21 protein-coding genes and 1 pseudogene are annotated in these 23347 nt (G+C 69.5%); 4 read left to right on the top strand and 18 right to left on the bottom strand.

Annotated features, from left to right (window positions below; translation table 11 throughout):
- Positions 1–195: 195 nt before the first annotated feature.
- The 5 genes from A6A29_RS23930 to A6A29_RS23910 all read right to left on the bottom strand — a co-directional run bounded on the left by A6A29_RS23930 (position 196) and on the right by A6A29_RS23910 (position 5035).
- The gene (locus A6A29_RS23930; RefSeq protein ID WP_073722668.1) at positions 196–1341 is read right to left on the bottom strand and encodes an RNA polymerase sigma factor; all 1146 of its coding nucleotides are present in this window, start codon (positions 1339–1341) and stop codon (positions 196–198) included.
- Positions 1342–1349: 8 nt separating this feature from the next.
- Positions 1350–1757 carry a YciI family protein gene (locus A6A29_RS23925; protein ID WP_073722666.1) on the bottom strand — a complete coding sequence of 136 codons (408 nt, stop codon included), beginning with the start codon at positions 1755–1757 and terminating at the stop codon, positions 1350–1352.
- 567 nt (positions 1758–2324) lie between these two features.
- The gene (locus A6A29_RS23920) at positions 2325–2900 is read right to left on the bottom strand and encodes a hypothetical protein (protein ID WP_073722664.1); all 576 of its coding nucleotides are present in this window, start codon (positions 2898–2900) and stop codon (positions 2325–2327) included.
- Positions 2901–3025: 125 nt separating this feature from the next.
- A complete protein-coding gene (locus A6A29_RS23915; protein WP_241838632.1) occupies positions 3026–4519 on the bottom strand; it encodes a hypothetical protein in 1494 nt (497 codons plus the stop codon).
- A gap of 30 nt (positions 4520–4549) precedes the next feature.
- On the bottom strand, positions 4550–5035 hold the full coding sequence (locus A6A29_RS23910) for a hypothetical protein (protein ID WP_073722662.1): 486 nt from the start codon (positions 5033–5035) through the stop codon (positions 4550–4552).
- Between the two features lie 411 nt (positions 5036–5446).
- Here A6A29_RS23910 and A6A29_RS23905 point away from each other — a divergent pair, with 411 nt between their 5' ends.
- Complete coding sequence (locus tag A6A29_RS23905) at positions 5447–6052, top strand: response regulator transcription factor (RefSeq protein WP_073722661.1); 606 nt, start codon at positions 5447–5449, stop codon at positions 6050–6052.
- Positions 6053–6064: 12 nt separating this feature from the next.
- Here A6A29_RS23905 and A6A29_RS23900 read toward each other — a convergent pair whose 3' ends face one another.
- The 7 genes and pseudogenes from A6A29_RS23900 to A6A29_RS23870 all read right to left on the bottom strand — a co-directional run bounded on the left by A6A29_RS23900 (position 6065) and on the right by A6A29_RS23870 (position 16049).
- On the bottom strand, positions 6065–7912 hold the full coding sequence (locus tag A6A29_RS23900; RefSeq protein ID WP_073722660.1) for an ATP-binding cassette domain-containing protein: 1848 nt from the start codon (positions 7910–7912) through the stop codon (positions 6065–6067).
- A complete protein-coding gene (locus A6A29_RS23895; RefSeq protein WP_241838635.1) occupies positions 7909–9645 on the bottom strand; it encodes an ABC transporter ATP-binding protein in 1737 nt (578 codons plus the stop codon). Before A6A29_RS23895 ends, A6A29_RS23900 begins: the two co-directional genes overlap by 4 nt.
- 303 nt (positions 9646–9948) lie before the next feature.
- Positions 9949–10080 (bottom strand): SapB/AmfS family lanthipeptide, encoded by a 132-nt coding sequence (locus A6A29_RS44250; RefSeq protein ID WP_073722753.1) that lies wholly within the window; start codon positions 10078–10080, stop codon positions 9949–9951.
- Positions 10081–10125: 45 nt separating this feature from the next.
- A pseudogene (gene lanKC / locus A6A29_RS23885) lies at positions 10126–12739 on the bottom strand (class III lanthionine synthetase LanKC); the annotation flags it as partial.
- 460 nt (positions 12740–13199) lie between these two features.
- Complete coding sequence (locus A6A29_RS23880) at positions 13200–13652, bottom strand: hypothetical protein (protein WP_143197062.1); 453 nt, start codon at positions 13650–13652, stop codon at positions 13200–13202.
- Positions 13653–13803: 151 nt separating this feature from the next.
- Complete coding sequence (locus A6A29_RS23875) at positions 13804–14544, bottom strand: DUF6193 family natural product biosynthesis protein (RefSeq protein ID WP_073722658.1); 741 nt, start codon at positions 14542–14544, stop codon at positions 13804–13806.
- Between the two features lie 203 nt (positions 14545–14747).
- Positions 14748–16049: a low temperature requirement protein A gene (locus A6A29_RS23870; protein ID WP_073722752.1), complete on the bottom strand. Its 1302-nt coding sequence runs from the start codon at positions 16047–16049 to the stop codon at positions 14748–14750.
- Between the two features lie 344 nt (positions 16050–16393).
- On the opposite strand from A6A29_RS23870, the gene A6A29_RS23865 reads away from it, so the two are divergent.
- Positions 16394–17443: an SMI1/KNR4 family protein gene (locus A6A29_RS23865; protein WP_073722657.1), complete on the top strand. Its 1050-nt coding sequence runs from the start codon at positions 16394–16396 to the stop codon at positions 17441–17443.
- 367 nt (positions 17444–17810) lie between these two features.
- Here the strand turns inward: A6A29_RS23865 and A6A29_RS23860 are convergent, their stop codons facing one another.
- The 3 genes from A6A29_RS23860 to A6A29_RS23855 all read right to left on the bottom strand — a co-directional run bounded on the left by A6A29_RS23860 (position 17811) and on the right by A6A29_RS23855 (position 20521).
- Positions 17811–18857 carry a cytochrome P450 gene (locus A6A29_RS23860; protein ID WP_073722656.1) on the bottom strand — a complete coding sequence of 349 codons (1047 nt, stop codon included), beginning with the start codon at positions 18855–18857 and terminating at the stop codon, positions 17811–17813.
- 77 nt (positions 18858–18934) lie between these two features.
- Complete coding sequence (locus A6A29_RS48185) at positions 18935–19012, bottom strand: tryptorubin family RiPP precursor (RefSeq protein ID WP_365196473.1); 78 nt, start codon at positions 19010–19012, stop codon at positions 18935–18937.
- Between the two features lie 558 nt (positions 19013–19570).
- On the bottom strand, positions 19571–20521 hold the full coding sequence (locus tag A6A29_RS23855; RefSeq protein ID WP_073722655.1) for an SDR family NAD(P)-dependent oxidoreductase: 951 nt from the start codon (positions 20519–20521) through the stop codon (positions 19571–19573).
- 650 nt (positions 20522–21171) lie between these two features.
- Here A6A29_RS23855 and A6A29_RS23850 point away from each other — a divergent pair.
- Together A6A29_RS23850 and A6A29_RS45400 are read left to right on the top strand one after the other, a co-directional pair.
- Complete coding sequence (locus A6A29_RS23850; RefSeq protein ID WP_073722654.1) at positions 21172–22152, top strand: phosphotransferase; 981 nt, start codon at positions 21172–21174, stop codon at positions 22150–22152.
- Positions 22152–22325, top strand: coding sequence for a hypothetical protein (locus A6A29_RS45400; protein ID WP_158074459.1), 174 nt, complete (start codon positions 22152–22154; stop codon positions 22323–22325). Before A6A29_RS23850 ends, A6A29_RS45400 begins: the two co-directional genes overlap by 1 nt.
- 200 nt (positions 22326–22525) lie before the next feature.
- Here the strand turns inward: A6A29_RS45400 and A6A29_RS44920 are convergent, their stop codons facing one another.
- The 3 genes from A6A29_RS44920 to A6A29_RS46110 all read right to left on the bottom strand — a co-directional run.
- On the bottom strand, positions 22526–22708 hold the full coding sequence (locus A6A29_RS44920) for a hypothetical protein (protein ID WP_143197060.1): 183 nt from the start codon (positions 22706–22708) through the stop codon (positions 22526–22528).
- A gap of 103 nt (positions 22709–22811) precedes the next feature.
- Positions 22812–22988: a hypothetical protein gene (locus A6A29_RS45395; protein WP_158074458.1), complete on the bottom strand. Its 177-nt coding sequence runs from the start codon at positions 22986–22988 to the stop codon at positions 22812–22814.
- A partial coding sequence (locus A6A29_RS46110) for a hypothetical protein (RefSeq protein ID WP_206745373.1) occupies positions 22966–23347 on the bottom strand: 382 nt, incomplete at its 5' end. The genes A6A29_RS45395 and A6A29_RS46110, both read right to left, overlap by 23 nt.

Raw genomic sequence — 23347 nt, 5'->3', positions numbered from 1 at the left:
GCACATATTTGCACCCCATGTCCAAGCCTGAACTGGTGCTTTGTGCCCATTGGTCGGCGTCGCCCCGGAGTTGAAGCAACTGCTCAGCAAAGAACGTAAGTTGGAATACGAGGCATAGTCGTCCATGCCTCGGGAAGCGACCGATCTGGCCACAGGGCCGCGCCAAGTGCCGCGGACGGATCCGAACGCGACCCGTCAGTGACACCGGCGGGCGTTGATCCGGGCGGCCTGGCGCGTCAGATGGTCGCGCTCGGCGAGGTTGGGCGCCTTGTGGGCCGCCTCGGCGTACAGCCGTGCCGCCGTCGCCAGGTCGCCGTCGCGCTCGTGGAGGTACGCCGCCACCGCGGCGTGGCGGGGCAGTGAGGGCTCCAGCGCCGTGAGCGCCGCCAGACCGGCGCGCGGTCCGTCGGCCTCCCCGACGGCGACCGCGCGGTTGAGCCGGACGATCGGACTGTCGGTCAGGTGCGCGAGCTCGTCGTACCACTCGACGATCTGCACCCAGTCGGTCTCCTCCGCGGTGGGCGCGTCGGCGTGGAGCGCCGCGATGGCGGCCTGGGCCTGGAACTCGCCCAGCCGGTCGCGGGCGAGGGCCGCCTGCAGGATCCCGACGCCCTCGGCGATCAACGCGGTGTCCCACCGGCCGCGGTCCTGCTCGGCGAGCGGCACCAGGCTGCCGTCGGACGCGGTCCGGGCCGCACGTCGGGCGTGGTGGAGCAGCATGAGGGCGAGCAGCCCCGCCACCTCTGGGTGGTCGATCGCGGCCGCGAGCTGCCGGTTGAGCCGGATGGCCTCGGCGGCGAGGTCGACGTCGCCGGAGTAGCCCTCGTTGAAGACCAAGTAGAGGACGCGCAGCACGGTGGCGACATCGCCGGGCCGGTCGAAGCGCACGCCGGAGACGGTGCGCTTGGCGCGGCTGATGCGCTGAGCGATGGTCGCCTCGGGCACCAGGTAGGCCTCGGCGATCTGGCGGGTGGTCAGCCCACCGACGGCGCGCAGCGTGAGCGCGACCGCCGATGCCGGGGTCAGCGACGGGTGGGCGCACAGGAAGTAGAGCTGGAGCGTGTCGTCCACCGCGGGCGCCGATCCGGGCTCCGGCTCCCCCTCGACGCGGTCCTCACGCCGCCGGCGGGCGGCATCGGCCCGCGTCGCGTCGAGGAACTTGCGCCAGGCCACGGTGACCAGCCAGCCCTTGGCGTCCCGCGGCGGGTCGGATGCCCAGACCCGGAGCGCCTCGACAAGAGCGTCCTGCACGGCGTCCTCGGCCGCCGCGAAATCCGCTCCGCGGCGTACGAGGATCCCGAGCACGCTCGGCGTGAGGCTCCTCAGCAGGGCCTCGTTCATCCGCGTGGTCACTCCGTGATGGTGGGCGGCGCGGTCAGGAACGGGCGCACCTCAAGCCATTCGTGGATCGGCTTCCCACCCGCCCCGGGGGCGGCCGACAGCTCCCCGGCCAGCTCGACGGCGCGCTCGTAGCTGTCGACGTCGATGATCATCCAGCCGGCGATGAGGTCCTTCGTCTCCGCGAACGGTCCGTCGGTGACCGGCGGGCGCCCCTCGCCGTCGTAGCGGACCCATGCCCCCTCGGGCGCGAGTGCCTGACCGTCGACGAACTCGCCCTTCGTCTCCAGCCGGGCCGCGAAGTCGTTCATGTACTGCACGTGCGCGGAGATCTCCTCCGGCGTCCACTGGTCCATCGGTACGTCGTTGACCGCAGCCGGGGCACCGCGGTAGTGCTTCAGCAGCAGATACTTGGCCATCGTGGTTCTCCTCGGTACTGGTGCGGCCCATGGTGGCCGCGTTCACTACAGGGACGGAGCCGGTCACGGGTTCTCGACATCGCCGCCCGCTCGTTTTGGCTCTCGTGGATGAGCACGAGTGAGCCGCCTCGGGTATCCGGGTCTACGCCGTGGCGCGAGGGCGAGATGGAGCGAAGCGAGGCGTTCCAGGGCCGGCAGAGACCGAACAGCCGCACCACGAGACGACTTCGCGTGCGCCACTGTACGTGTGGTCCCGGCGCGTCTTGGTGAGCTCGGGCCGACGAGTTGTTCAGCCCGCTGGACTTGGCTGGTCATCGTCCTACGGCCGAGCAGCGACGGCATCGATGCCGGATGCCCGCAGCCTGCGAGCCAGGAACTCCATCTCGGGCATCGCGCCTGAGTGGGCTCCCTCCAGGACCTCACTCGGCACGGACTTGACTTCAGCCGGACCAATGCCCAGTTCCGCCCGCAGAACGCGCATGATCGCGGCATTCCTGGCTGATGGATCGACGTCGAGGCGCGCCGGTCCACGTTCGGAGGGCAGCCGGCCCCGCAGTTCGGCAGGCCCTACGTTGTCGGCACCGCCGGAGGAGGCGTCACACCTGACTCGATCGTCGACCTGATGTACACCCGCGTACGACCCGGCTCGTACGCGTGCGCGAAGAGGTCGACGCAGTACTGGACGTCCTTGCCGTAGGGCGATTCGACGTCACCCGGGCAGAATCCGCCTTCCCGCAGCCCTTCGATGAGCGTCTCCGGTTCCACCAGACCCAGGTGGGAGAAGCCCGCTGTCGCCTTGTAGCCCTTCTGCTCGGGGTACAGGTTCGGGATCATCTCGGTTCCCTTCGGCCTCAATGGCAACAGGTAGGCATCGACGTCCTTGGTGGGCAGGGTGAAAACGAGGAGACCCACGTCGTAACGCTCCCCGGTCTTGTACCCGGCGCGTCGGTCGGAGGCCGCCGCCGGGATCCCGATGCCGATCTGTTCGCTCATCCAGGCAGGCGTGACACCGCTCGACCAGCAGCAGTTCTCCTCCTGGTCCACGCGGTCGGAGAGCGCGTTCTGCACGGCGAACGCGACAGCGACAACTCCCCCGGCCACGGCGAGAAGCACTCCTGAGAGGACGACGACAGGACGGCGCACTGACTGCTCCTGATGCGTTGTGGGTTCGGGAACGGGCACGATGCGGGCACGGATGCGGGGACGTGCACGGAATACGAACGTTCGGACAGCCGTGGTCGGAATCAGGGGGCTCGGCGGCGAACGCCTCAGCGGTGTCCGCCGTCGTCGCGGACTCCCCGCTGATCCCGTCCCGGGTCCTCGCGCGTGTTGTCCCGGCCGGGCTCGTCCGGGGCGGGCGGCGGTTGCTCGTTCGGAGCGGATCCGCCCAGGTCATACTGCTTGACCGAGCTGCTGCCCGACATGTCGAACTCCTGGGCAAGGCCCGTGGTGTGCATCTTCGCCATCTCCCCGTCAGGTACCCCCATCCCGAGAATGGTGACGCCCTTGTCCTTGTCCCAGTTGTAGCGGTCCCACACATTGGCCTGGTAGTCGAGACGGACCGAAGGCTGACCGTTGACATCAGGCACCACCGTCACCACCCCGGTGACGTTGGACCTCGTCGACCCGACCGCATAGAACCAATTCTTGTCCTTGTCCTGAGCGAAGCTGAAGTCGTCGTTACCGGTCTCCACCGGAATGGCGACCGGCCGTCCGCCGTTCCTGCGGAACTCCTCCAGTGCCTGCTCACGCCACACTGCCCCCTGCTCCACGACCGTTTTGCCGATATGGGCCTCGAAGTCCTTGTCGTCGGACATCATCTTGTCCACGGGCAGCTTCAGGGGATCGCCGTCGTTGTCCAGATAGTGCGCCATGTGGAGGGAGGCATTGTCGAGCCCTCCGAAGTCGGCGCCCTCGACGATCATCTTCATCTTCTCCCTCGTCCACCGGTCCTTGAAGCCCGGCGACTTGACGTCGTACGGCCCCGATCCGGCATCCGGCGCGGCTCGCTTGACCGTGGGATCCAGCAGGCCCGCCGCCAGCAGATCGTCCCTGCGCGCCATCCACAGCTCACCCCGCGCGGTCGGACTCAGCGACTCCCAAAGCCGCCGCAGCTCGCCCCGTTGCGGGTCGGTAGCCTTCCCGCCCAGCGACGCCAGATTCATCGCGCGCGGCAGCTGGTCCTCGTCGAGAGAGGTGTACGCGGCGTGGCCGGCGTTGAGCGGGTCGCCCCCGTGGCTCGCCTTGAGGGCGCGAGTGGTGGCGCCGTCGATCTCCGCGGCGTGGGCCACCAGACCGGTGATCGTGTCGGCGTACCACTGCATCAAGTCCTTGGTGCGCTGCGAGGCCGGTTCCGGCGTGCACCGCAACTCCGTCACCCGCACGACGCCGCCGTACCCGACGGACACCATCAGCGGCGCGGGAGGGGCGTGTTCGGTCGCATCCCCGCCCTTGGCCTGTTCGGCCAGCGATATGACCTGCTTCTGAATATGCGTCAGCTCGGCGTGCGCGTCCTCCAGCACCCGGTGGATGCTCTGTGCCTCCGCGTGCAGATCGAGGAACTCCTTCGCGGTGCCGCGCACGAAATCCTTGGTGACCGTGGCGTTGACACCCTCCCACTTGGCCGAATCGGACATCGGCACCAAGCCGTCGTAGACCTCGGTCCGCAGTTTGCCGAGTTCGTCGGCCATCGTCTTCCAGCCGCCGACGGCCGTGCCGAGCTTGCCGAGATCCATCTCGACGAGATCCCTGTACGTGAACACCGCTGCTGCGCCCCCTTCAGCCCGATCGTCCTACGACACGTACTTGGAAAGCTCGGACACCGGCATCGGAGAGCCGTCACGGCCACGCATGGACGCCTCGATCAGCTCGTCGTCCTTCGCGTGGGACTTCTTGGAGTAGTTCAGGTGGTTGGAGATATGGGCGCACATCTGCAGGACGGTCTTGACCTGCGAGTCCCAGACCGAGAGCGTCGTGTACAACTCGTCCCCCATGGTCATGTTGTGCGCCGACAGCTCCTTCGCCGCCTGCGCGGTCGAGCCGGCTCCGCCGGCGTCACTGCCCACGCCGGCGATGTCGGCCTTCTTTCGCAGCTCGGCGTGGAGCAGGAAGGCCTGGTTGCCGACCGCGCCCAGGTCGTCCTGGGTGACCACCAGGTCGTAGGACGAACCGGCCCCAGGGGTGCCGGGAGGAGTCTCCCCGGTATTGAGCCGCATCCCGACCGATTGCCGTTCCTTCGCCTCGGACACGAGGCCGGCCCACTCCTGATCGAACGTCATGCCCGAACCGTCCCCCCGGCTGGTTACGTGAAGTAGGCAGAATATACGGAGAGTTGGTGTTCGGATAGATCAATCCGGCACGTCCTCGTGCGCGTGCAGGGAATCGGGAGGGCAAGGTGGCCGGGAGTTCGTGAACATGCCGGGGGGCGCGTGAACCGGCCGGGGGAGTGCGGACCGGAGAGAGGCGTGCGCGGGCGCTTTCGGAGGTGTTCGGCTCACGGCGCCTTGACCATGTGCGCTCCCGCTGTACTACCGCACGCCCCCTTCCGCGTCCGGGTCGACGCGGTATTCCGCCAATTCCTCGGCGTACGGGAATGCCTATGCGTTCCACTGGAGACTCGTCACCCGGTGCACCTGTGCTATCGCACTCTGCGATGCGCATGTCGGGAGAGAAATGCTGAGGGCAGCTTGATGACAGACGTTCTGCTGGTTCACGCAGTGCCGCTGTGGCGTGCTTCGCTGGCCTCCCTGCTCCGTGCGGCTGAGGGAATCGACGTACGGACCGCTGAGCGGGGAGCGATACGCGCGGCGCTGACCGGGAGATGCCCGGACGTATTCCTGACCGATCTCGACTGTCCGGACGCCATGGATGTGCTCCAGGAGGTGGAGCCACTGACCGGGGCGGACGGCCGGCCCTGTCCTTTGGCGGTGCTGACCCGCGGTGACCGTCCGCGCGGGCTGCGGCGGGCCTACGAGGCGGGCGCCCGGGGCTACATCGACAAGTTCCGCCCGGTGGACGATCTGGCCGAGGTGATGCACAAACTCGCGGACGGAGGGCGTCATATCGACGAGTCGCTGGCATTCGGGCTGTTGCAGGTGGCCGACATGCCGTTATCGCCGCGCGAGGTGAGCGTGCTCGCGCTGGCCGAGAGCGGCGAAAGCGTGGCCGGCATAGCGGCCCGGCTGAATCTGACAGCGGGGACGGTACGCAATTACCTGGCGGCCGCCATCCGGAAGTCGGGGGCGCGCAATCGGCAGGATGCCATCAGGCTCGCGAAATCGGCCGGCTGGATCTGAGCCCCTCGCATGTCACGGTCTCTCCGGTTGTTCCGGCGCCCATAGCCCGTTGAGGTCCCGGTACAGCGCCGAATCGCGCAGCAGGTCGGTGGGGGTCCCGCACTGGGTGCGGGCGCCGTCCATCACCAGGATCCGACCGGCCCGGCGGGCGGAGCTGAGACGGTGGGCGACGACCACGAGCGCGCCGGGCCGGGCGGCGAAAGCGAGTTCGGCCCGGGTCTCGGCGGACGGGTCGAGCCGACTGGTGGCTTCGTCCAGGATGAGGAGGGGGACGTGGGTCAGATAGGCCCGGCCCAGGGCGATCAGCTGGCGTTCACCCTGGGACAGCAGGGCGGGTGCTACCGCCGCGTCCAGGGAACCGAGCCGGGAGAGCAGCGGATCCAGGCCCAGCGCGTCGATCATGGCCGCGATCTCGCACTCGCGGGCGTCGGGGCGGAGGTAGCACAGGTTCTCCCGCAGCGATCCGGTGAACACGTATGCCCGCTGGGGCAGCAGGACCCGTACGGAGGAGGCGTCGTCCCGGTGCACCGGGCGGCCGTGCCACCGGACCTCGCCGCGGGTGGGGGACTCCACACCGGCGAGTACGGCGGCGAGCGTCGACTTGCCGCTGCCGCTCGGCCCGATCACCGCCAGGTGCTCTCCCCGGCCGATACGCAACGAGAGCCGGTCCAGGACCGGTTGGGCGGCGGGCCCGTAGGCGAAGGTGACCTCGCGCAGCTCGGCGACCGGGGAACGCGGGCGCGCCCTCCGGTCCGGGCCGGCGCGGCCCGGAGTGTCCGGGCGGGTGTGGTCTGCGGGCTGGGGGCACTGAGCCTCGGAGTTCACCTGTGCCGGGCGGGCGGCCTCATGGTCCGGTTCCGGCGGCGGGGGCGCGTCCGTGAATCGGTCCAGCACCACGACGAGCCGGCCGCCCACGGTGGCCAGCATCGTCATGAGCGCCTGGACCGCCGGTGCCAGGGCCTGGGTGAGATAGGTCAGCGCGCCGACCAGCGCGCCGGGCGTGAGCCCGTCGCGCAGCAGCCAGGGGGAGCCGAGCAGCAGCAGGAGCGGCGGGAAGCGGCCGCACAGGGCGAGCGCCAGCACCCGGACCGCGGACCAGCGGGCCAGTGAACGGGCCGCGCGGGCCTGCGACGCGGCCAGTGACCGGGACTCCGCCACCATCCGCTCGCCCCCTCCCGCAGCGGCGATGTCGCGCAGCGCGGCGGACAGTTCCCCCGTGTGCGCGGCGTACGCCTCGTCCGCGGCGAGGTAGTCGCGCTGGCGGGCGGCCATCGGCCGCAGGGTCGCGGCGAACAGGGCGCCACCGAGCAGCAACGGGGGCAGTACGAGGAGCAGGAGTCCGGGCTCCAGCGCCAGCAGGCCGAGCACGGCCCCCGCCGCCGTGAACACGAAGGACCGCAGGGTCAGGACGAGTCCCGCCCAGCCGTCCCGGGCGATCTCGCTCTGGTGGGTGACCTGGGAGAGCGAACGGGTGGTGACGCCGAGGGGCTGCGCGAGCGCGCCGGACAGCGCCCGGGACACCGCGCGCCGTACGAGTCCGTCGCGCAGCGGCTCCACCAGATCCGCGAGGCGTCCGAACACCTGGCGGGTGGCGAACTGGGCCGGCAGCGTGGCCGCGCCCGCGACGCCCAGCCAGAGCAGTCCTGTCGCGGGGTGTCCGGCCAGGAATCCCTGGTCGAGCGCCTTGGCGACACCGAACCCGCCGAGGAAGGTCTGGACGAACTCCAGCAGGGACCAGCCGGACAGCCTGAGAAGGACGCCGGTGCGGTCCCTCAGGAAGGGGCGCGCGTCGCCCGCCACCCTGGTCAGGGCCCCGTGGCCCGCCCGCCGCGCGGCAGTTGCCGGCCGGGACGCCGTCATCGGTCCGCCGTCCTGTCCGCAGGGGCGGGCCGGGCGGCGTTGTGGGACGACGGTTCCTCCGGTCCCGGCAGCCCGGAGGCGTCGGGAGGATCAGTACGGAACAAGGCCCGGTAGTCCGGATCGGCCCAGAGCACGTGGTGCGGGCCCGTCGCCCGGACCCGGCCGTCCTCCAGCCACGCGACCCGGTCCGCCCGCGCGGCCGACGAGAGCCGGTGGGCGACGATGACACGGGTGCTGCGGCCTGCTCGCCCGGCGAGCGCGCGTTGCACATGATGCTCGGTCACGGTATCGAGGCTGGACAGTGCGTCGTCCAGGATCATGAGACGGCCCGGATGCGCGAAGGCGCGGGCCAGGCCGAGGCGTTGGCGTTCCCCGCCGGACAGCGGGGCGTCCGTGAGGGGGGTGGCGTACCCCTGTGGGAGCAGCGCCACGAAGTCGTCGGCACGGGCCTCGCGCGCGGCGGAGCGTACCTCCTCGTGCGAGGCGGTACGGGCCCCGAAGGCGACGGTCTCCCCGACGGTGCGGCCGGGCAGGGCGGGCCGGGCGAAGGCATAGGTGACCTCACGGCGCAGGCGGTCCGGCTCCATGCCGTCCAGGGGGACGCCGTCCAGCAGTACGGTGCCGGTGTCCGGGTCCATCAGCCGTCCCGCCACCGCGGCGAGCACCGACTTGCCCGAGCCCGAGCGGCCGACGACGGCCAGGGAGGAGCCGCCGGGGACGACGAGGCCGACTCCGCTCAACAGCGGCCGTCCCTCGCGTCCGACGCCCACGTCGCGCAGTTCCAGCTTTCCCGGGGCGCCGTCCACCGGCCCCAGTGAGCGGTGCGGCACGGGCGGCAGGGCCAGGAGGGGATCGAGGCGGTCGGCGGCCGCCCGGCTGCGCGCGAGCGAGCTGAGCGCACCCGTCAGCGAGCCGATGCCGACCACCAGGCCGGCGTAGCGGGCGGCGGCGACCAGGTCGCCGACGCCGATCGCGCCCGCGTCGAGCCGCAGCCCACCGACCGCCAGCACCAGCAGCATGAGCAGGGGCAGCAGCAGGGCGCTCTGGCCGGACGCCTTTCCGTACACGGCCCAGGTGCGGCGTCCGTGCTCCGCGAGCGCCCCGAGTGGTTCGAGGACGCGCCGGTACTCCCGTGCCCCGGTGAGGGCCGCGCGGATGGTTTCGGCGCCGTCGAGCGCCTCGGTGAGACGGTCGGCGATGAGCGCCTGCGCCCGCTGATAGTCGGCGTTCGCGTCGGCGGTGCGGCGGGTGAAGGTGCGCAGCAGCGCGATGAGCAGGGGGGCGCCGAGAAGCAGGGCGGCCGCCGTCCACGGGTCGATGAGCAGGAGTCCGACGACCGCGCCGACCGGGAGCAGGGCTCCCGCGACGGACCCGGCCGCGGTAGTGGGCGCGGCTGCGGCGTCGGCGGCCTGGGTGGTGATCCGGGCCGTGAGGTCCCCCGTGGGCACATCGAGCGTCCGGCGGGGTTCGGCGGCCAGCACGCGGGCCACGGTCCGGGTGCGCAGCGCCGCGGTCAGCCGGGCCGTGGTGCTCGTCCCGACCACCGCCGCACCCGCATCGCACGCGGTCTCGGCGAGGGTCAGCGCCGCGCACAGCAGCAGTCCGGACCAGGGCACGGGGCCGCCGACGATGAGCCGGTCCACGGTGTGGCCGAGCGCGGCGGGGAGGGCGAGGGCGGCGAGCGTCCCGCCGGTGGAGCACAGCAGCAGGCACACGAGGGCGGCCGGGCGCAGCCGGGCGAGTTCGAGGGGGCGGGCTCCGGAGGGCGGCGGCGAATGGCCGGCACGTTCCCGGGGAGCTTTTCGGGGCCGGTCGGGTACGGGGGCGAGAGCCGCCCCGGCGGGTGGGTTCGGCCGCACGTGGGTCCCTTTCCGGCTTCGGGCGGTACGACGACAGCCCTGAGGGCTCGGCGGCATCGGGCCCGGTCTGTCGCAGGTTCCGGTGGCGCGGGCTCCGCGTCTTGGGGCCCGGACCGCCGGACACCCGCAGCCGTCCGGGCCGCCGGTGGGATCACCGGCGGACCGGACGGCCCGGCATTACGGGGTGCAGAGGGTCAGGCTGAGCGAGCTGTGCTCGCAGATCAGGAGCGAGACCTGGCTGCCCGTGGCGAGCTCGCCGAAGGCCTCGTCGGCCGGGGTCTCCATCGCCTGAAGGTCGAGAAGTGCCATGATGATGTCCTTTCTCAGGGACTGTTGTGTCGGCGTGTACTGCGACGACCCCTGATGGGGCCGGTCCTTGGGGCCGCTAACGCGGCAGGGTGTGCCGCGCGAGCGGCAGGAAGGGAAGCGTGGCCGGTTGCCCGAGTGCGCCGCCCAGGGCGAGCAGGCACCCGGCTGTCCCGGTGGCCAGGTCCATCGACAGGCGCATCAACTGCTCGCCGGGAAAGGCGAGTTCACCTTCGTACGACATGGCGTGGCTTTCCAGCAGGTCGGTGTGGAGGCGGATCGCCCGCGCACGGTCCGGAGCTTCCAGGAGCGGTGTGGCCGCCAGGTGGGCGAGCAGTCCGGCCGATCCGCGCAGGAGTCCGGGCTGGATGTAGAAGGCGGACAGCGCGGTCGGGAGCAGGGCGCGGCCGGCGGCCTCCAGGGCGGCGTCGGGGCGTCGGGCGAGGTAGGCGTCGATGACGGCTGCGATGCCGATGCTGCCCGAGGCGAGGTACGGCATCAGCCGTTTCCCCTCCACGACGAGCAGTCCGCCGTCGCCCGCCCGGCACCGTTCGAGATCACGACGCAGCGCGGCGGCGGCCAGGTCGATCAGGGCGGTGTCGCCGGTCTTCCCGTACCGATGGATGAGCAGCAGGGCGACGCCGGTAGCGCCGTGCATGAGGCCGGTCCGGGGTGACGGGGGATCCTCCACGAGCGCGCGGACGGCGAGAGCGGTACAGCGGTCCGCCGCCGCGCTGAGGGCCGGGCCGTCGACGGCGGCGGTACGGGCCATGTCGTCGAGGGCGAGCGCGATACCGGCGTAACCACTGTGCAGGCCGGCCGGCAGTCCCTCCAGGGGCTGTTCGAGAACGACCCGGATCAGGTCGGAGGCTTCCGCGGGGCGGCCGATCCGGTTCAGGGTCCAGGCGATGCCGGTGAGTCCGTCGTAGAAACCGAGCGGGGTGCCGGAGGCCGGGTCCTTGACCCGGCGCAGCAGCCAGTCGACGGCGGGCTCGCACTGCCGGGCGCCCGTCTCGTGCAGCGCGTAGAGCACTCCGGCGGCCCCGTAGCCGAACGACTGGCCGCCCGCCGCCGTGGCGAACTGTGCGATGTCGCCGGGGAAGCACCGGTCCTCGCGCTCCGGTGTGCAGGAGGCCGCGATGGCGCGGGCCATCGAGTCGCGGCTGCGCGGCCAGTCCCCGGGCGCGGGCGGGCGCCGGTCCGGTTCCGCCGGGCCCGCGGGCCCCGCCGGATCGCCCGTGGTGCGCAGGATCTCGTCCACCGCAGGGCGCAGCAGTTGCTCGTCGACGGGGAAGACGCGGGCCGCGTTCCGGGCGAGGCCGACGGCCTTGGTGCGGTCGAGGGCGAAGAGTGTGGTGAGCGGCAGGTGGAGTGCGAGCCGCAGGCATGCCAGCGCGTAGCGGTCGATATCGGTGCCGCGCCGGTCGGTGGGGGCGACGAAGGCCGGGTTGGCGACGATCTGGCGGGCCCGCTCCTCGGTCCGGGACGCGGCCTCGAAGTCCAGGAGCACGATGCGGGACGTCTCCTCGTCGACCATGACGTTGCTCATGTGCAGGTCGCTGATGACGATGCCACGTGCGTGCACCGCCTCGACGGCACGCTCCACCTGGTCGTACACCCGTTCCGCCCACGCCACGTGCTCGGCGAGCTGTTCGCTCGTGGGATTCTGCCGGGACAGCGGGAAGCGATGGGCGAAGACCGTGTTGAGCGGGGAGCCGGGAACGTACTGGAGCACCAGGAAGTGGTGGTCGCCGACCTCGAACACGTCCCGGACAGCCGGTACGCAGTCCAGGCCCGCCAGTTGTTCCAGCGCGGTCCGTTCGCGTACGAGCCGGGTGACGGCGTCGGCTCCGTCGGCCGCCAGCCCGGCGTACGGGCGGGCCTCCTTGAGAACGACCTGCTCACCGCTGCGGGTGTCCCGGCCGAGGTAGACGCCGCCGCCGTTGGAGAAATGAAGGGCCTTCTCCACGGTGTACGGCAGCCCCGTGAGCCCGACCGAAGCCCGTGCTTCGAGGTAGGGGTGCAGGAAGTCGGGCGGTGTCACCCAGCCGGGGACGCGGAAGGACGGCCCCCGCTCGTCGGGGACGAGACGGCCCTGCGGGTCCGCGACGGCGGGTACCGGCCGCCCGTCGGGTCCGGGGCAGAAGCGGGCGGCGAACGCCCCGTACCGCGTGTGCACGGGTCCGTCTCCGCACCGCAGATCACTGAGGATGTAGGGGCCGTGCTCCCCGGCCAGGAGTTCCGTCAGCGCGGCGCACACCTCCGGAAACCGTTCCGGCGTGGGCGGATACACGGTGATGAACTTGCCGCTGCCCGCCCGGTCGGCGTACTTGGCGTTGCGCAGGTGCAACAGCCTCGGTGTCGGTACGCACTTGAAAGGCAGCCGCTGCGCCAGGCAGTGCTCGACGACCCTGCGCAGCACCGATTCGGCGTTGTCCAGGGCGGCGGACACATGGATCTTCCAGCCCTGTGAGGGCAGCCGGATGTCCGAGGGGGCGTAGGAGAGCCAGTCCCCGCGCCGTGAGCGGCTCCACCCCTCGGGAGCGTCGCCGCGGACCGGTACATAGAACGTGCGGTCCTCTTCCGGCCGGGAGACCGAGCGGTGCGGTGCGTCGTAGAAGTGGCGGTCCGCCTGGCAGTACGCGGCGTACTCCGGATTCACGCACGTTCCCCTCGCTCAGTTCTTTCCTGGCGAGAGAGAAGTTGTCACAACGACGGTGGGCGCCAATAGTCACCATTGTCATCACTCACACGTGCGTACGAGATATGCGAAGCGCACCGTGCTTCGGTGCACGCGCTACTGCGGACGCCGCTCGCAGGTCTGCGGCGCCTTGCGAACGGCCTGGTCCCGGCGCAGGTACGCGTCCGAACGGTGCCTCCGGTCGTCGGACCGCATCGGTCCCGGCGTCAGCCCGCGGTCCACTCCGGGGAGTCGCCCGCCAAGGGCGCATCGGCCGACGGATGCAAGCAGGGCTCGGTGAGAAGGGGAACGCCGGCAACCCGCTCGGGCAGTGCCGTACCAAGCACCGCCTGCTCGGCGGACCCGACGACGGATACATGATCAAGATCACCGGCTGACCAGTGCTGCGGGTATGGTCCGCAGCAGGCGGCCCACACCGGAATCACACAGGCCAGAACTGCGCCAGGTACTGCTCCAGCCCATGAGGGACACCGACACGACATGCCCTTGCCGCGGCCGCACGGCCCCGGCAACGGACGCGCACGTTCCATGTCGCCGACGCGTGCGGCAGAACGATGCTTCGAGGGGCAGGCCCGCCCGCCACAGCCCACAGCCGTAGTTCACCGGAGCGGCACTCGATGCGGGCGGTCGCGGACTCGTCCCACTCACCGAAGGGCACTTGAGCGGGACCGCTCCAGATCTCGGCGTCGAAGGACACGGTCTGCGTGTGCCCGGCGCTCGTGAAGTCGATACGCCCCGGCTGTTCCGAAAGAAACCGCCCCTGGGCGAAACCCTCGGGGAGCGTTGTCGACAGCCAGCCATCATCGGCGTCCTGGAGGCTGAGGCCGTAGAAGTCGACATCGGCGTCCACGTGCTGAATCTCCAGGAGCTTCACGCGGCCGATCATACTGTCCCTCAGTACCGTAGGACACACCGATTACGCTGGGGAGCCCGAGGCCGCTTGGCGATCATCTACGTGACGCACCACTTCAGTTCGGCGACGATCCGCCCGCCTCCATGGTCGGCCGGGCCGTTGCGGGGTGGGATCATCCGCCGAGCGTGGTGGGACCGAGACCGGACGGCAGCAGGCGCACTGCCACGGCCACGGCCTCCTGCGCTGTGGCGAATTGGCCGATGTCCTGGCCGATCATGACGCTGCCCACCCCGTACGTGCCGTCGGCGTTCGCGCCCAGGCGTGGTCCGACGACGGTCAGATCCGGGCGGGTGGAGGTGGAGAAGCGCAGTGCCCAGTGGCTGGTGAACGGGTAGAGGGCGCGCAACGCCGGCTCGGCGTGGGCCGCTTCGACCAGGGACTGGTGCGTCTCCTGCCAGACGTACTCCAGCTCGGCCGCCTCCTGGCGCAGGCCCTGCCACTCGGACTCGGTCAAGCGCGCGGGATCGTTGTCGGGCACCTCGAACCGGCCGGTCAGGTGGACGAAGGGAGCCGCCCGGCGAATGTCGTCCAGGAACAGCCCGTCGTGCCACGCCCGGGTGGCCCTGGCGATGTCCGCCAGGACGTCCGTCCTGCCGTCGATGAGAGGCATGCTCTGGAACGGCTCGGTGCCCCGGATCGACCACCGACGTTCGTGCGACCAAGCGCTGATCTCCAGTGGCTCGCGGTGCGGCAAGGTGCTTGCGACGGTCGCGTGGCGGAGGGGATCAGAGACCGAGGCAGTGACAGGGACGTCGGCGAGGCAGCCCTCCGCCGCTGCCCTGAGGGCTGCGGCCAGGCTGCCGAAGCCGACGACGTCGGGGTACAGGATCGCGGGATCGGGAGAGGTAGGCATGGCTGCTGATTGTGCCCGAGCCATTGATCCCCGGGACAGGCGGCTGACCAGCCTCCCGAGAGCTTGGGGCCGGCCGCCGACGCCAAGACGCCTTCGCATGGCTTTCGCGGAAGTCTACTGTCGGTGATCAAGGCCCAACCGGGCGTCGGACGGTCGCTGGGGTAGGGACTTCCGACGGCTCAACGGCTCAACGGCTCAACGGCTCAACGGCTCAGCGTGTGCGTGCCGAGTGCCTCCAGCATCCGCTGCTGGTGACGGTGGCCGATCGTTTCGTAGCCGATGACGGTGACGAAGGGCGCGAGCATGACGATGAGCAGGCACACCGCGATCGCGATGCCGACTGCGGACAGCAGGACGGCCGTCAGCAGCAGAACAAGAGTGAGAGAGATCAGGAGCAGATGGAATCGGTCTGCCGCGGACAGCAGAAGGGTGTGCAGCAGATAGACCATCAACAGGTAGAGGCCGACCGGGATGGCCAGGGACAGGACCACGGCGACATCACTGAGCTCGGAGTGGTGCTCCAGTTGGAGCCCCGCCACGTGCAGTCCGGCACCGGCGCCGGCGATTCCGATGAACAGGGGGATGTGCCCGTAGCCGAAGAGGTATCCGCGGCCGCGGCGGTGCACGAGAACGTCACCGAAGGGGGTGGCGAAATACACCCACCACATGCCGAAGGTCAGTCCGACACCGGCGACGACGACGGCGATCCCGTTCCCGCTCCAGTGCATTCCGTCCGCGCCCCCCAGAAGGCCGCCCGAGGAGGCGACGGTGCCGACGACGCCCTCACCGAGGACGATGATCGCGAACAGGCCGTAGCGCTCCGCGACGTGGTGGGGGTGCCAGGGGGTGCCGTCCGCGCTGCCCTGGGTGAGCAGCGGCAGTGCCAGTTCCAGCGCTCCGAGGATGACGAAGGCGGTGAACACGGCGGCCAGTGGGAGATGGGTGAAAGCGACCGCGATCCAGCCGAGTTGGACGATGGCGGTCCAGCGGATGTTGGCCATGCCGACGTCGTGGAAGGCGGGGGAGTCGCGGGCGGCGCGCCACCATTGGAGCAGCATGGCGATGCGCATCACGACGTATCCGATCACCATGACCCGCAGTTCGAGGTGTCCGCCCTCATCGACGGAGTGGAACATCGCGGGCAGGCCGAGCGAGAACACGACGACGCCGATCATCTGCACCATCGTCAGGATGCGATAGAGCCAGTCGTCGGTGCCGAAGGCGGAGGCGAACCAGCTGAAGCTGATCCAGGCGACGCTGATCGCGAACATTGCCAGGACGAACGCGGTGACCGCCTGCCCAGGGTGCCCCTCGGCCACCATCTCGGCGAAGTGGTCGGCCGCTGTACCGACCGCGACCACGAAGGTGAGGTCGAACAGGAGCTCCAACGGGGTGGAGGTCCGTCCGTGTTCCTCCGGGTTACGGCCCGTCATGCGCACCAGGCGGTGCAACGGTTTGCCTTTACCGGTGTCACCGGTGTCACCAGGGTCTGCGGAGTCGCTCATGGGCAGCATTATGTTCCGTGATCCCTTGCTGGGCGGTGATCCCTGCCCGGACGGGACCGGACGAGGTGCGCATCGGGCCGGATGGCGAGCAGTGAACGCACCTCACCTCGTCACCCTTGGCCGAGCCCACTTCGCACGCGGCGCACTCGTCGTACGACCCGAGACCCTCACAGCATGAATAACTGATCCGGCGAGTCGCCGTCGACATGGGCTACGGGGGCTCCTCCGGCCCAGGCTCTGAAGCCTTTCCGGTCCGGTGATCGGAGCGATGCCGATGCACCGGTGAGCTCGGGGGCGGCCGCGGTCGCGTCTGGGAGCGGAACATAGAATCGCCGGACGAGTAGGTGCGGGAGGGCGCAGTGGGGTACTTCGAGGGCTTCGACGTCGCGGGGTTCTGGGATGACTCGGCGTACGCGCTGGGGGAGTACGTGGAGGAGGCCCCGTCCTCTCGGGAGTTGATCGCGTCATTGGAGGAGGAGCTCGGCGGATACCGTCTGCCCGGCTCGTACATCGCGCTGATGACCGCGCACAACGGCGGCATTCCGACCCGTGTCCACTTCCCCATGACCGAGCCGACGTCCTGGGCCGAGGACCACATCGAGATCACCGGTATCCGGGGCATCGGGCGGACCCGACCGCAATCGCTCGGCGGCGAGTACGGCAGCCTGTTCTGGATCGACATGTGGGAGTACCCCGACATCGGTGTCTACTTCGCCGACACCCCCTCGGCCGGCCACGACATGCTCGCCCTCGACTACCGCGCGTGCGGCAGGCACGGCGAGCCGACGGTGGTGCACGTCGACCAGGAGGGCGACTTCGCGATCACCTCGGTCGCGGAGAACTTCGAGGCGTTCGTCACTGGCCTGGTCGACGGGTCCGTCTATGACACCTCGGAGCAGGACCGGCTCGCCGCCCTGGCCACGGTGCGCGACGGCGGCTTCTCCCCTGCCCTGTTGCGTGCCTTCCGCGAGGTCGCGGACGTTCTGCCCGACGCCGACCGGCACATGCGGGCGCTCGCGGAGACCGTCGTGCGCGACAAGGGGTTCTTCGCCCTGCACGCCGACACGCGCTCGATGCTGATGTACGACTACCTGTTCTGGCTGTTCACCAGCTTCAACCAGGTCGACTCCTTCGAGCGGTACGTCAGCGCGCCTCCGGAGCACGAGCGTTCCTACGCCCTGCCGGACTACGAGCTCATGATCGCCTTCGACCTCGTGTCCGAGCCGTACGGCTTCCGCACGGGCGGATACGCCCCCGGCTTCCTCGAAGAGTGGTGGAAGTCCCGTATCGCCTCGGGCCACATCGTCGAGACCGCCGACGGCTTTCGGCTGACCGACGCCGCCATCGCCGCGCTGCTCGATGAACTCGCCACCGTGGCTGGAGCGGGCGGATAGCCGTACGCGCCAGGGCGACGGCGTACCCAGTAGGGTGCCGGCTCCCGATCCGCAGCCTTCCGGGTTGCTCCCAGGTCGGTGGCGGCCGACCTGGTGGTCGCTCCTGGCCGCGACCCGTACAGCGTGGCCGCGTCCGCCGTGAACTCCGGCGGGCAGGACTTCGTGACCACAGCCTGTCCGTTCTCAGACCCTCAAGGTCCACGTCTCAAGCGACCGAGATCTGGGGGTCAAAGCCCCTACCGCACGGCGAGCCGGGACCTGGTGGGTCCAGTCGTCAGCCCGTACGACTCCACGAGGTCAACGTGAGTATCTGCGTGCGATTACCTGGGCGGACACACTGCGGATATGCCGCCAGGTTCCAGGACCGTCACGGTCGAGTCATCCGCACTTCGGACACTTCGAGCAATCCGTCGAGTTCGACCTTCCCCCTGGTCTGGTCCGGACTCACCACGAGACCGTCCCGGCGCACAATGTCCAGGAGCCGTTCGGCCAGGGGCAGGACCATATGCCGACCCCAGCATCGTTCGCTTGCGTGACCGAAGGGGAGATAGCCGGGGTGTGTTTCCCCGTCCAGCTCGTCCCAGCGGTCGGGGAGAAACGCGTCGGGCTCGTCCCAGAGCTTGGGGTTGCGATGGCTCAGCAGAGGAAGCAGCAGGACATCGTCTTTCGGGCCGATCCGTGCGTCCACGTCCGAGAACTCCGGCGAAGCCATTCGCAAGATGTTCCACGAAGGGGGAAGCAGCCGGAGTGCCTCAAGGATGATGTTCCGATTCGACACGTCGTCGCTGAAAGGAGCCCCCAGCCACAGGGCGTTGGTGACAAGCGCGGATACGGTGAAGCACACCGGTGCGGCCACCCGCCGGTACAGGTACATGGCATAGCGCCGGTCACTGTAGCTCTTGGAATCGAGAACGAGAGCGGCAAGCTTTGACAGCGGCACGTCCTGCCCGGGCCTGCCCAGCAAAGCGGCACCGGAGGCGACGGCCGACCAGGTCAGTTTCGGTGTCAACTCCAGTCGGCGGTCGACCAGAACCCGGAATCGCAGACGTTCGTTTCCGAATACGAGATCCCGCAGGTACACATGGGCCACATGCGGCCACCGGCCGGTCAGGTCGACCGTGTCATCGAGGGGACGTTGCAACGCGTTTCGCACGTCCGAGCCCACCGCTTGCATAAAGGTGGCCGCATCGGCACGTCCGACGAGCCGCCTCTGGACGGGTTTGAAGGTAGGCCTTTCCTCCGCATTGGCCGGCCTGCTTCGTAGCAAGCCGTCCATCAGATCGGCGCCGGATATACCGATCGTGTCGGGCTCCAGACGGAACAGCGATGCATCGCGATAACGAGTGAGCAGCTCGTCGATTCTCGGTGCAAACTCGATGACACGACCGCTCCCGCCAACGCGGTGCATAGGCATGGGTGAACTCCGTGGGTAGGTAGCTCGCGCCGACCAGAATTCCTGACCGGCGCGAGCCCGGCAGGGAAACTACCTGATTAAATCCAGCCGTACCAGGCGTACGCCTTGAGGCTCTTTTCCGGGCGGAACTTATTGATGATGCGAACGAGCTTCATGAGCACCTCCATTTTAGTGGTGAACGAGCTACTTATTCGGCGACAGAAGAAGTCGAGACCGGGAAGAATTCCCGGCTTCATTTCAACTGCCGTGGGAAGTAAAGACCTGTTCGATGAACGTGTCAAGTGACTCACGTCACTTCCTGAATTGACTCATTCACGTTTCGAATTCATAGATATTTGTATCTCGGCAAATCGCTCCTAATTTATCCATTGGCGCCCAATGTGGACACCGGTGTGGAGTGGATGGCAGCGAATGGGGTGGTTTGGTCATGCGCACATGACATGGGCAACTTCTGGAGGACAGCCCGTCGAAGGCATCTGGTTCCCGCTCCGCCGAGGCCGGCTCCCCAACATCGCCACCGCTGAGCACCTCATCCAGTGCTTCCGACGCGGGCTGTGCCGCATCGCCGACCCAGCCGTACACCCGCCGCTACTGCACTTCAGTCATGCGATCAGGGCGGCACCGACCGGCAGGCGAGTCATTTGTTCTGCGACGGAGCGCTGTAGTGGGGGATGGTCGCAGCCATGCCTGTTGGTCAACGCGCGTGGCTGCGACTATCCGGGGGCGACACCGAGGTCGAGGCCGGTCAGATCACAGCTTGCGTCCCACAACCGCGCCGCGACGGAGGTGTCGGCGAGGTGGGTCCACAGCGGTTCGCGTCGGGGCTCGCCGCGCAGACCGAAGACGCGTGGGCCCCACAACTGGCCTCCCCGCACGGCCGGGTCGAGCACCGCTCGGACGGCGGGCCAGGCGCCGGCGTGCTTGCCCTGGAGGAGGAGGGCCGCAGGTGCCGCGCTCAGACGCGCGCCGGTATTGCGCACATGCACCGGCGGTCGTGACGGGGTGAGGGAATCCAGCGCGCCGCCGGGATGGACCACCACGCTCGCCACCGTGCTGCCGACGGCGCGCAGTCGACGTTCCAGTTCGACGCCGAAGTACATCTGCGCCAACTTGGAGCGTCCGTAGGCGCGCTTGGGCCGGTAGTCCTTGTGGGACTGCAGGTCGTCCAGGTCGAGCCGCTCGGACTTCGCCGCGAAGCTGCCCATGGTCACCATGCGGGCCGCCGGCGCAGCCGACAGCAGCGGCATGAGCCACTGGGTCAGGACGAAGTGCCCCAGGTGATTCGTGCCGAACATGAGTTCGTGACCGTCCCCGGTCTCCCTGCGTGGCGGGACGTCGAGCGCGACGCCGGCGTTGTGGACCACAGCGTCGAGACATTCCACCTCCAGCGATTCCACCGCTGTTTCGAGCGATGAGAGGTCGGCGAGGTCGAGCCGGACGGCCCGCACCCGTGCGCCGGGGACACGCGCACGGATCGAAGCCATGGCGGCCTCGGCCTTGTCGGGGTTCCGGCTGCCGAGTACGACGGTGGCTCCGGTTGCCGACAACTGCTCCGCGACGAAGTACCCGATGCCGGCGTTACCGCCGGTGACCAGGAAGACGCTGTCATCGGCACGAGGCAGCCGTCGGACGTCCCAGGGCGGAGTGGAGGGCGTGGGCGACATGGCGAGGGGGCTCCTGTGCTGGTGAAGGGGGTTGGGACTGCCCCGTTGGGCAAGTGGCACCCATGGTTTCAGCGGCCACCGACACATCGCCTACGGATCGCCGACAGGCCTGCGCCGTCGCCTCCCGGACCTGTCCTCCCGGATCCAGTGGTATCCGTTCGGGTTCACCCCGCCCGACCGAATCCCGACCGGATCCCGGCCGCCCGGGTGGAGCTGCGGCGGCTCGCTCACCGCGAGGAGCAGCGTGAACGGAGAGCCGTATGAACCGCCGGCCGGATCTACCCACGGCCCAGTCGATGCCGCAGCACGTACACGAGTCGACCGGGGGCGGATCTGCGTAGCCGTGTCCGGCGGCCTTTCCGACCTCGGCAAGGACGGTTGAGCAGACGCGGCGAGACAACCGACGGGCACCGGCGGAGCAACCAAGGCAGGCATGAGCAACTTGATCTCACGTACAGCCATCTCTGGCTCTGTACGTGACAGGGAGCAGCGTTTATGACGTCAGCGCATGGGGTGGCACGTTGCCTGGCGCCTGGTCCTATATCGCGCATGACACCTGCGGTGAAATTCGTTCGGCATTGAACGAGGGCTCGCGTAAGGTGCCCCAGTCATCGATGAGGAAGGCGGGCTGCGGCGTGGCGCCGAAGAGAGTGACGCGGGATCAGTTGGCGGGTGCGGCGCGGGCAGCGCTGGGCGGCGGGCGACGGCTGGAGGCGGTCGAGCGACTTGCGGGCGGCACCACGAAGGGTGTGTACCGGCTGACGATGGACGACGCCAGGACGGCGATCGCCTACCTGTGGGAGGACTCAGAGAACTACTGGCCGACCACCGAGCACGACGGCGACCTCGCTGATCCGTTCTCGCCCGGTACCGGGCTCGACCTGTTCGAGGCCGCGCACGCGCGCCTGGAGGCGCTGGGCCTTCGGGTCCTTGAGATCCATCTGGCCGACCGTGACCGTACCCACTACCCGGCCGAACTCGCGATCGTCGAGGACGTGCCCGGGGAGGACCTGATGGGCCTGCGCAACCGCGACCCGCGCGCCGCGGAGCCGACCATGATGCGCCTCGCTGAGAGCCTGGCGACGATGCGCGGTCACCGGGCACAGTCCTTCGGCAAGGTGGCCCTGATCGACGCGGGCGGCACGTCACGCTCGGCCTCGTGCGAGCAGGCGGCGCTCGCCTTCGCGCTGCGCTGCCTCGCCGAGGCGACCGCGCGCGACCACAGGATCGCCGACGCCCGCGATCAGTTGGAGGAGCGGCTGCGTCAGCTGACCGCGGCGGTGCGGCCGCGCGCCGAGTACTCCGTCGTCCACGGCGAGCTGGGCCTGGACCACGTCAGGGTCGACCGGGACGGCCATCCCGTCGTGATCGACATCGAGAACCTGCTGTACTTCGATGTCGAATGGGAGCACGTGTTCCTACGCCTCCGCCATTCCGACAGCCAGTACCAGCAGCTGGCGGTGGATGGCCTCGACGAGGACCGCCTCGCACTCTACAAACTCACCCAGCATCTGTCGCTGACAGCCGGCCCGCTGCGCCTGCTCGACGGGGACTTCCCCGACCGGGAGTTCATGCGGGGGATCGCCGAGCATCACCTGAACGAGGCGCTGGCGCTGGTCCCGTCGGGTTGATGGACGCGACCTGCGTCTTCATGCCGGTCAGCCACTCCACCGGCGTCACGAAGCAGGTAGAAGCGGCGGAACCGCTGGCGTATCAGGGCATCAATGGCCTTGCCGCGGTGACCATGGCGATGACGCCTGAGGGTTCGCCCTGGGTCCGGGCCGCTGCGGTGCGGGTGTGGTAGCGAACCCCTTGACCGGCCGCAAGCCGCGCTCGCCACCCGGGCCGTCTGAACTGCCGCGTACCCAGGAGCGTCCACGGACCACGCGTACGTGGCGCAGCTACTCGGACAGTGTCCGACGCCCACGCGAACGTGGGTGAGCCCGCCCTCTGGTGCGGAGGACGGGCTCAACTTGTGTGCCGGTGTTGCTGGGGGGACGGTCGCTACGGGAGAGGGTTCCAGACCAGCGACTCGTGGGAGTTGGACTCCCCGAGGGCGGTGAAGCCGGAGCCGTTGGACTGCGCGCCATTGTTCGGGTTCGAGGCGCCGAAGCCGGAGGCCACCTGCTGGGCGGTGGAGGAGTCGCCGAGGTTGCTGCCGCCCACTCTGCGGCGGCCACGAGTCACGCCGTGTTGCGTTCCCTTGTCGTTGCCCGTCCGCAGACCAGGTCAGTCGCGGGCCGGGCCGTTCAGCTCCCAACCTCAATCTCGGTGCTTTCCCGCACCTGAGTTACGTGGGACTGTGGAGGTGCAGGTTCGCCATGAGCTGCCCGATGGCGACCAGTTCGTCCTCGGCTTCGCCCCGTACCGCGTCCTTCCGTGGTGCGAGGTACCCGTGGTGGCGGTGGAAGCTGCGGAGCGCGGCGAGCTTCGTCTCCCACGCCTCATTCCTCGGCTCCCACATCATCCCTTCGCCATCGGGGATCGGGGTCGCCGACGTGTTCCGCCGCTCGCTGGGCCAGCGAGGCCGCGAGCGTCACACCGGGGTGCGCGGCAAGTGCGACGACTCCCGGAGCATTCGCCAGCGGTGCGCAGAGTATGCCGTTGCCGGTCGGGATCGGGCGGATGCCTACGGTCACGTCCCTCAGGGCAGGCTCCTGCGGCAGCCCGAACGCCTCCCGCACGGCGCTCAGGGACTCGTGCACCCGCGCCCGCGTCGCTGTCTCCGATTCGCCCGCAACCACGTCCTCGGCACCCACGAAGCCGTGCCTGTCGGCGACGGGTGAATCGTGACCCTCTGACAGCGGATCAAAACTGACCCACCTC

The organism is Streptomyces sp. TSRI0281 (genome assembly GCF_001905125.1).
GTDB lineage: Bacteria > Actinomycetota > Actinomycetes > Streptomycetales > Streptomycetaceae > Streptomyces.
This window is presented reverse-complemented; position numbering and strand designations above follow the sequence as displayed.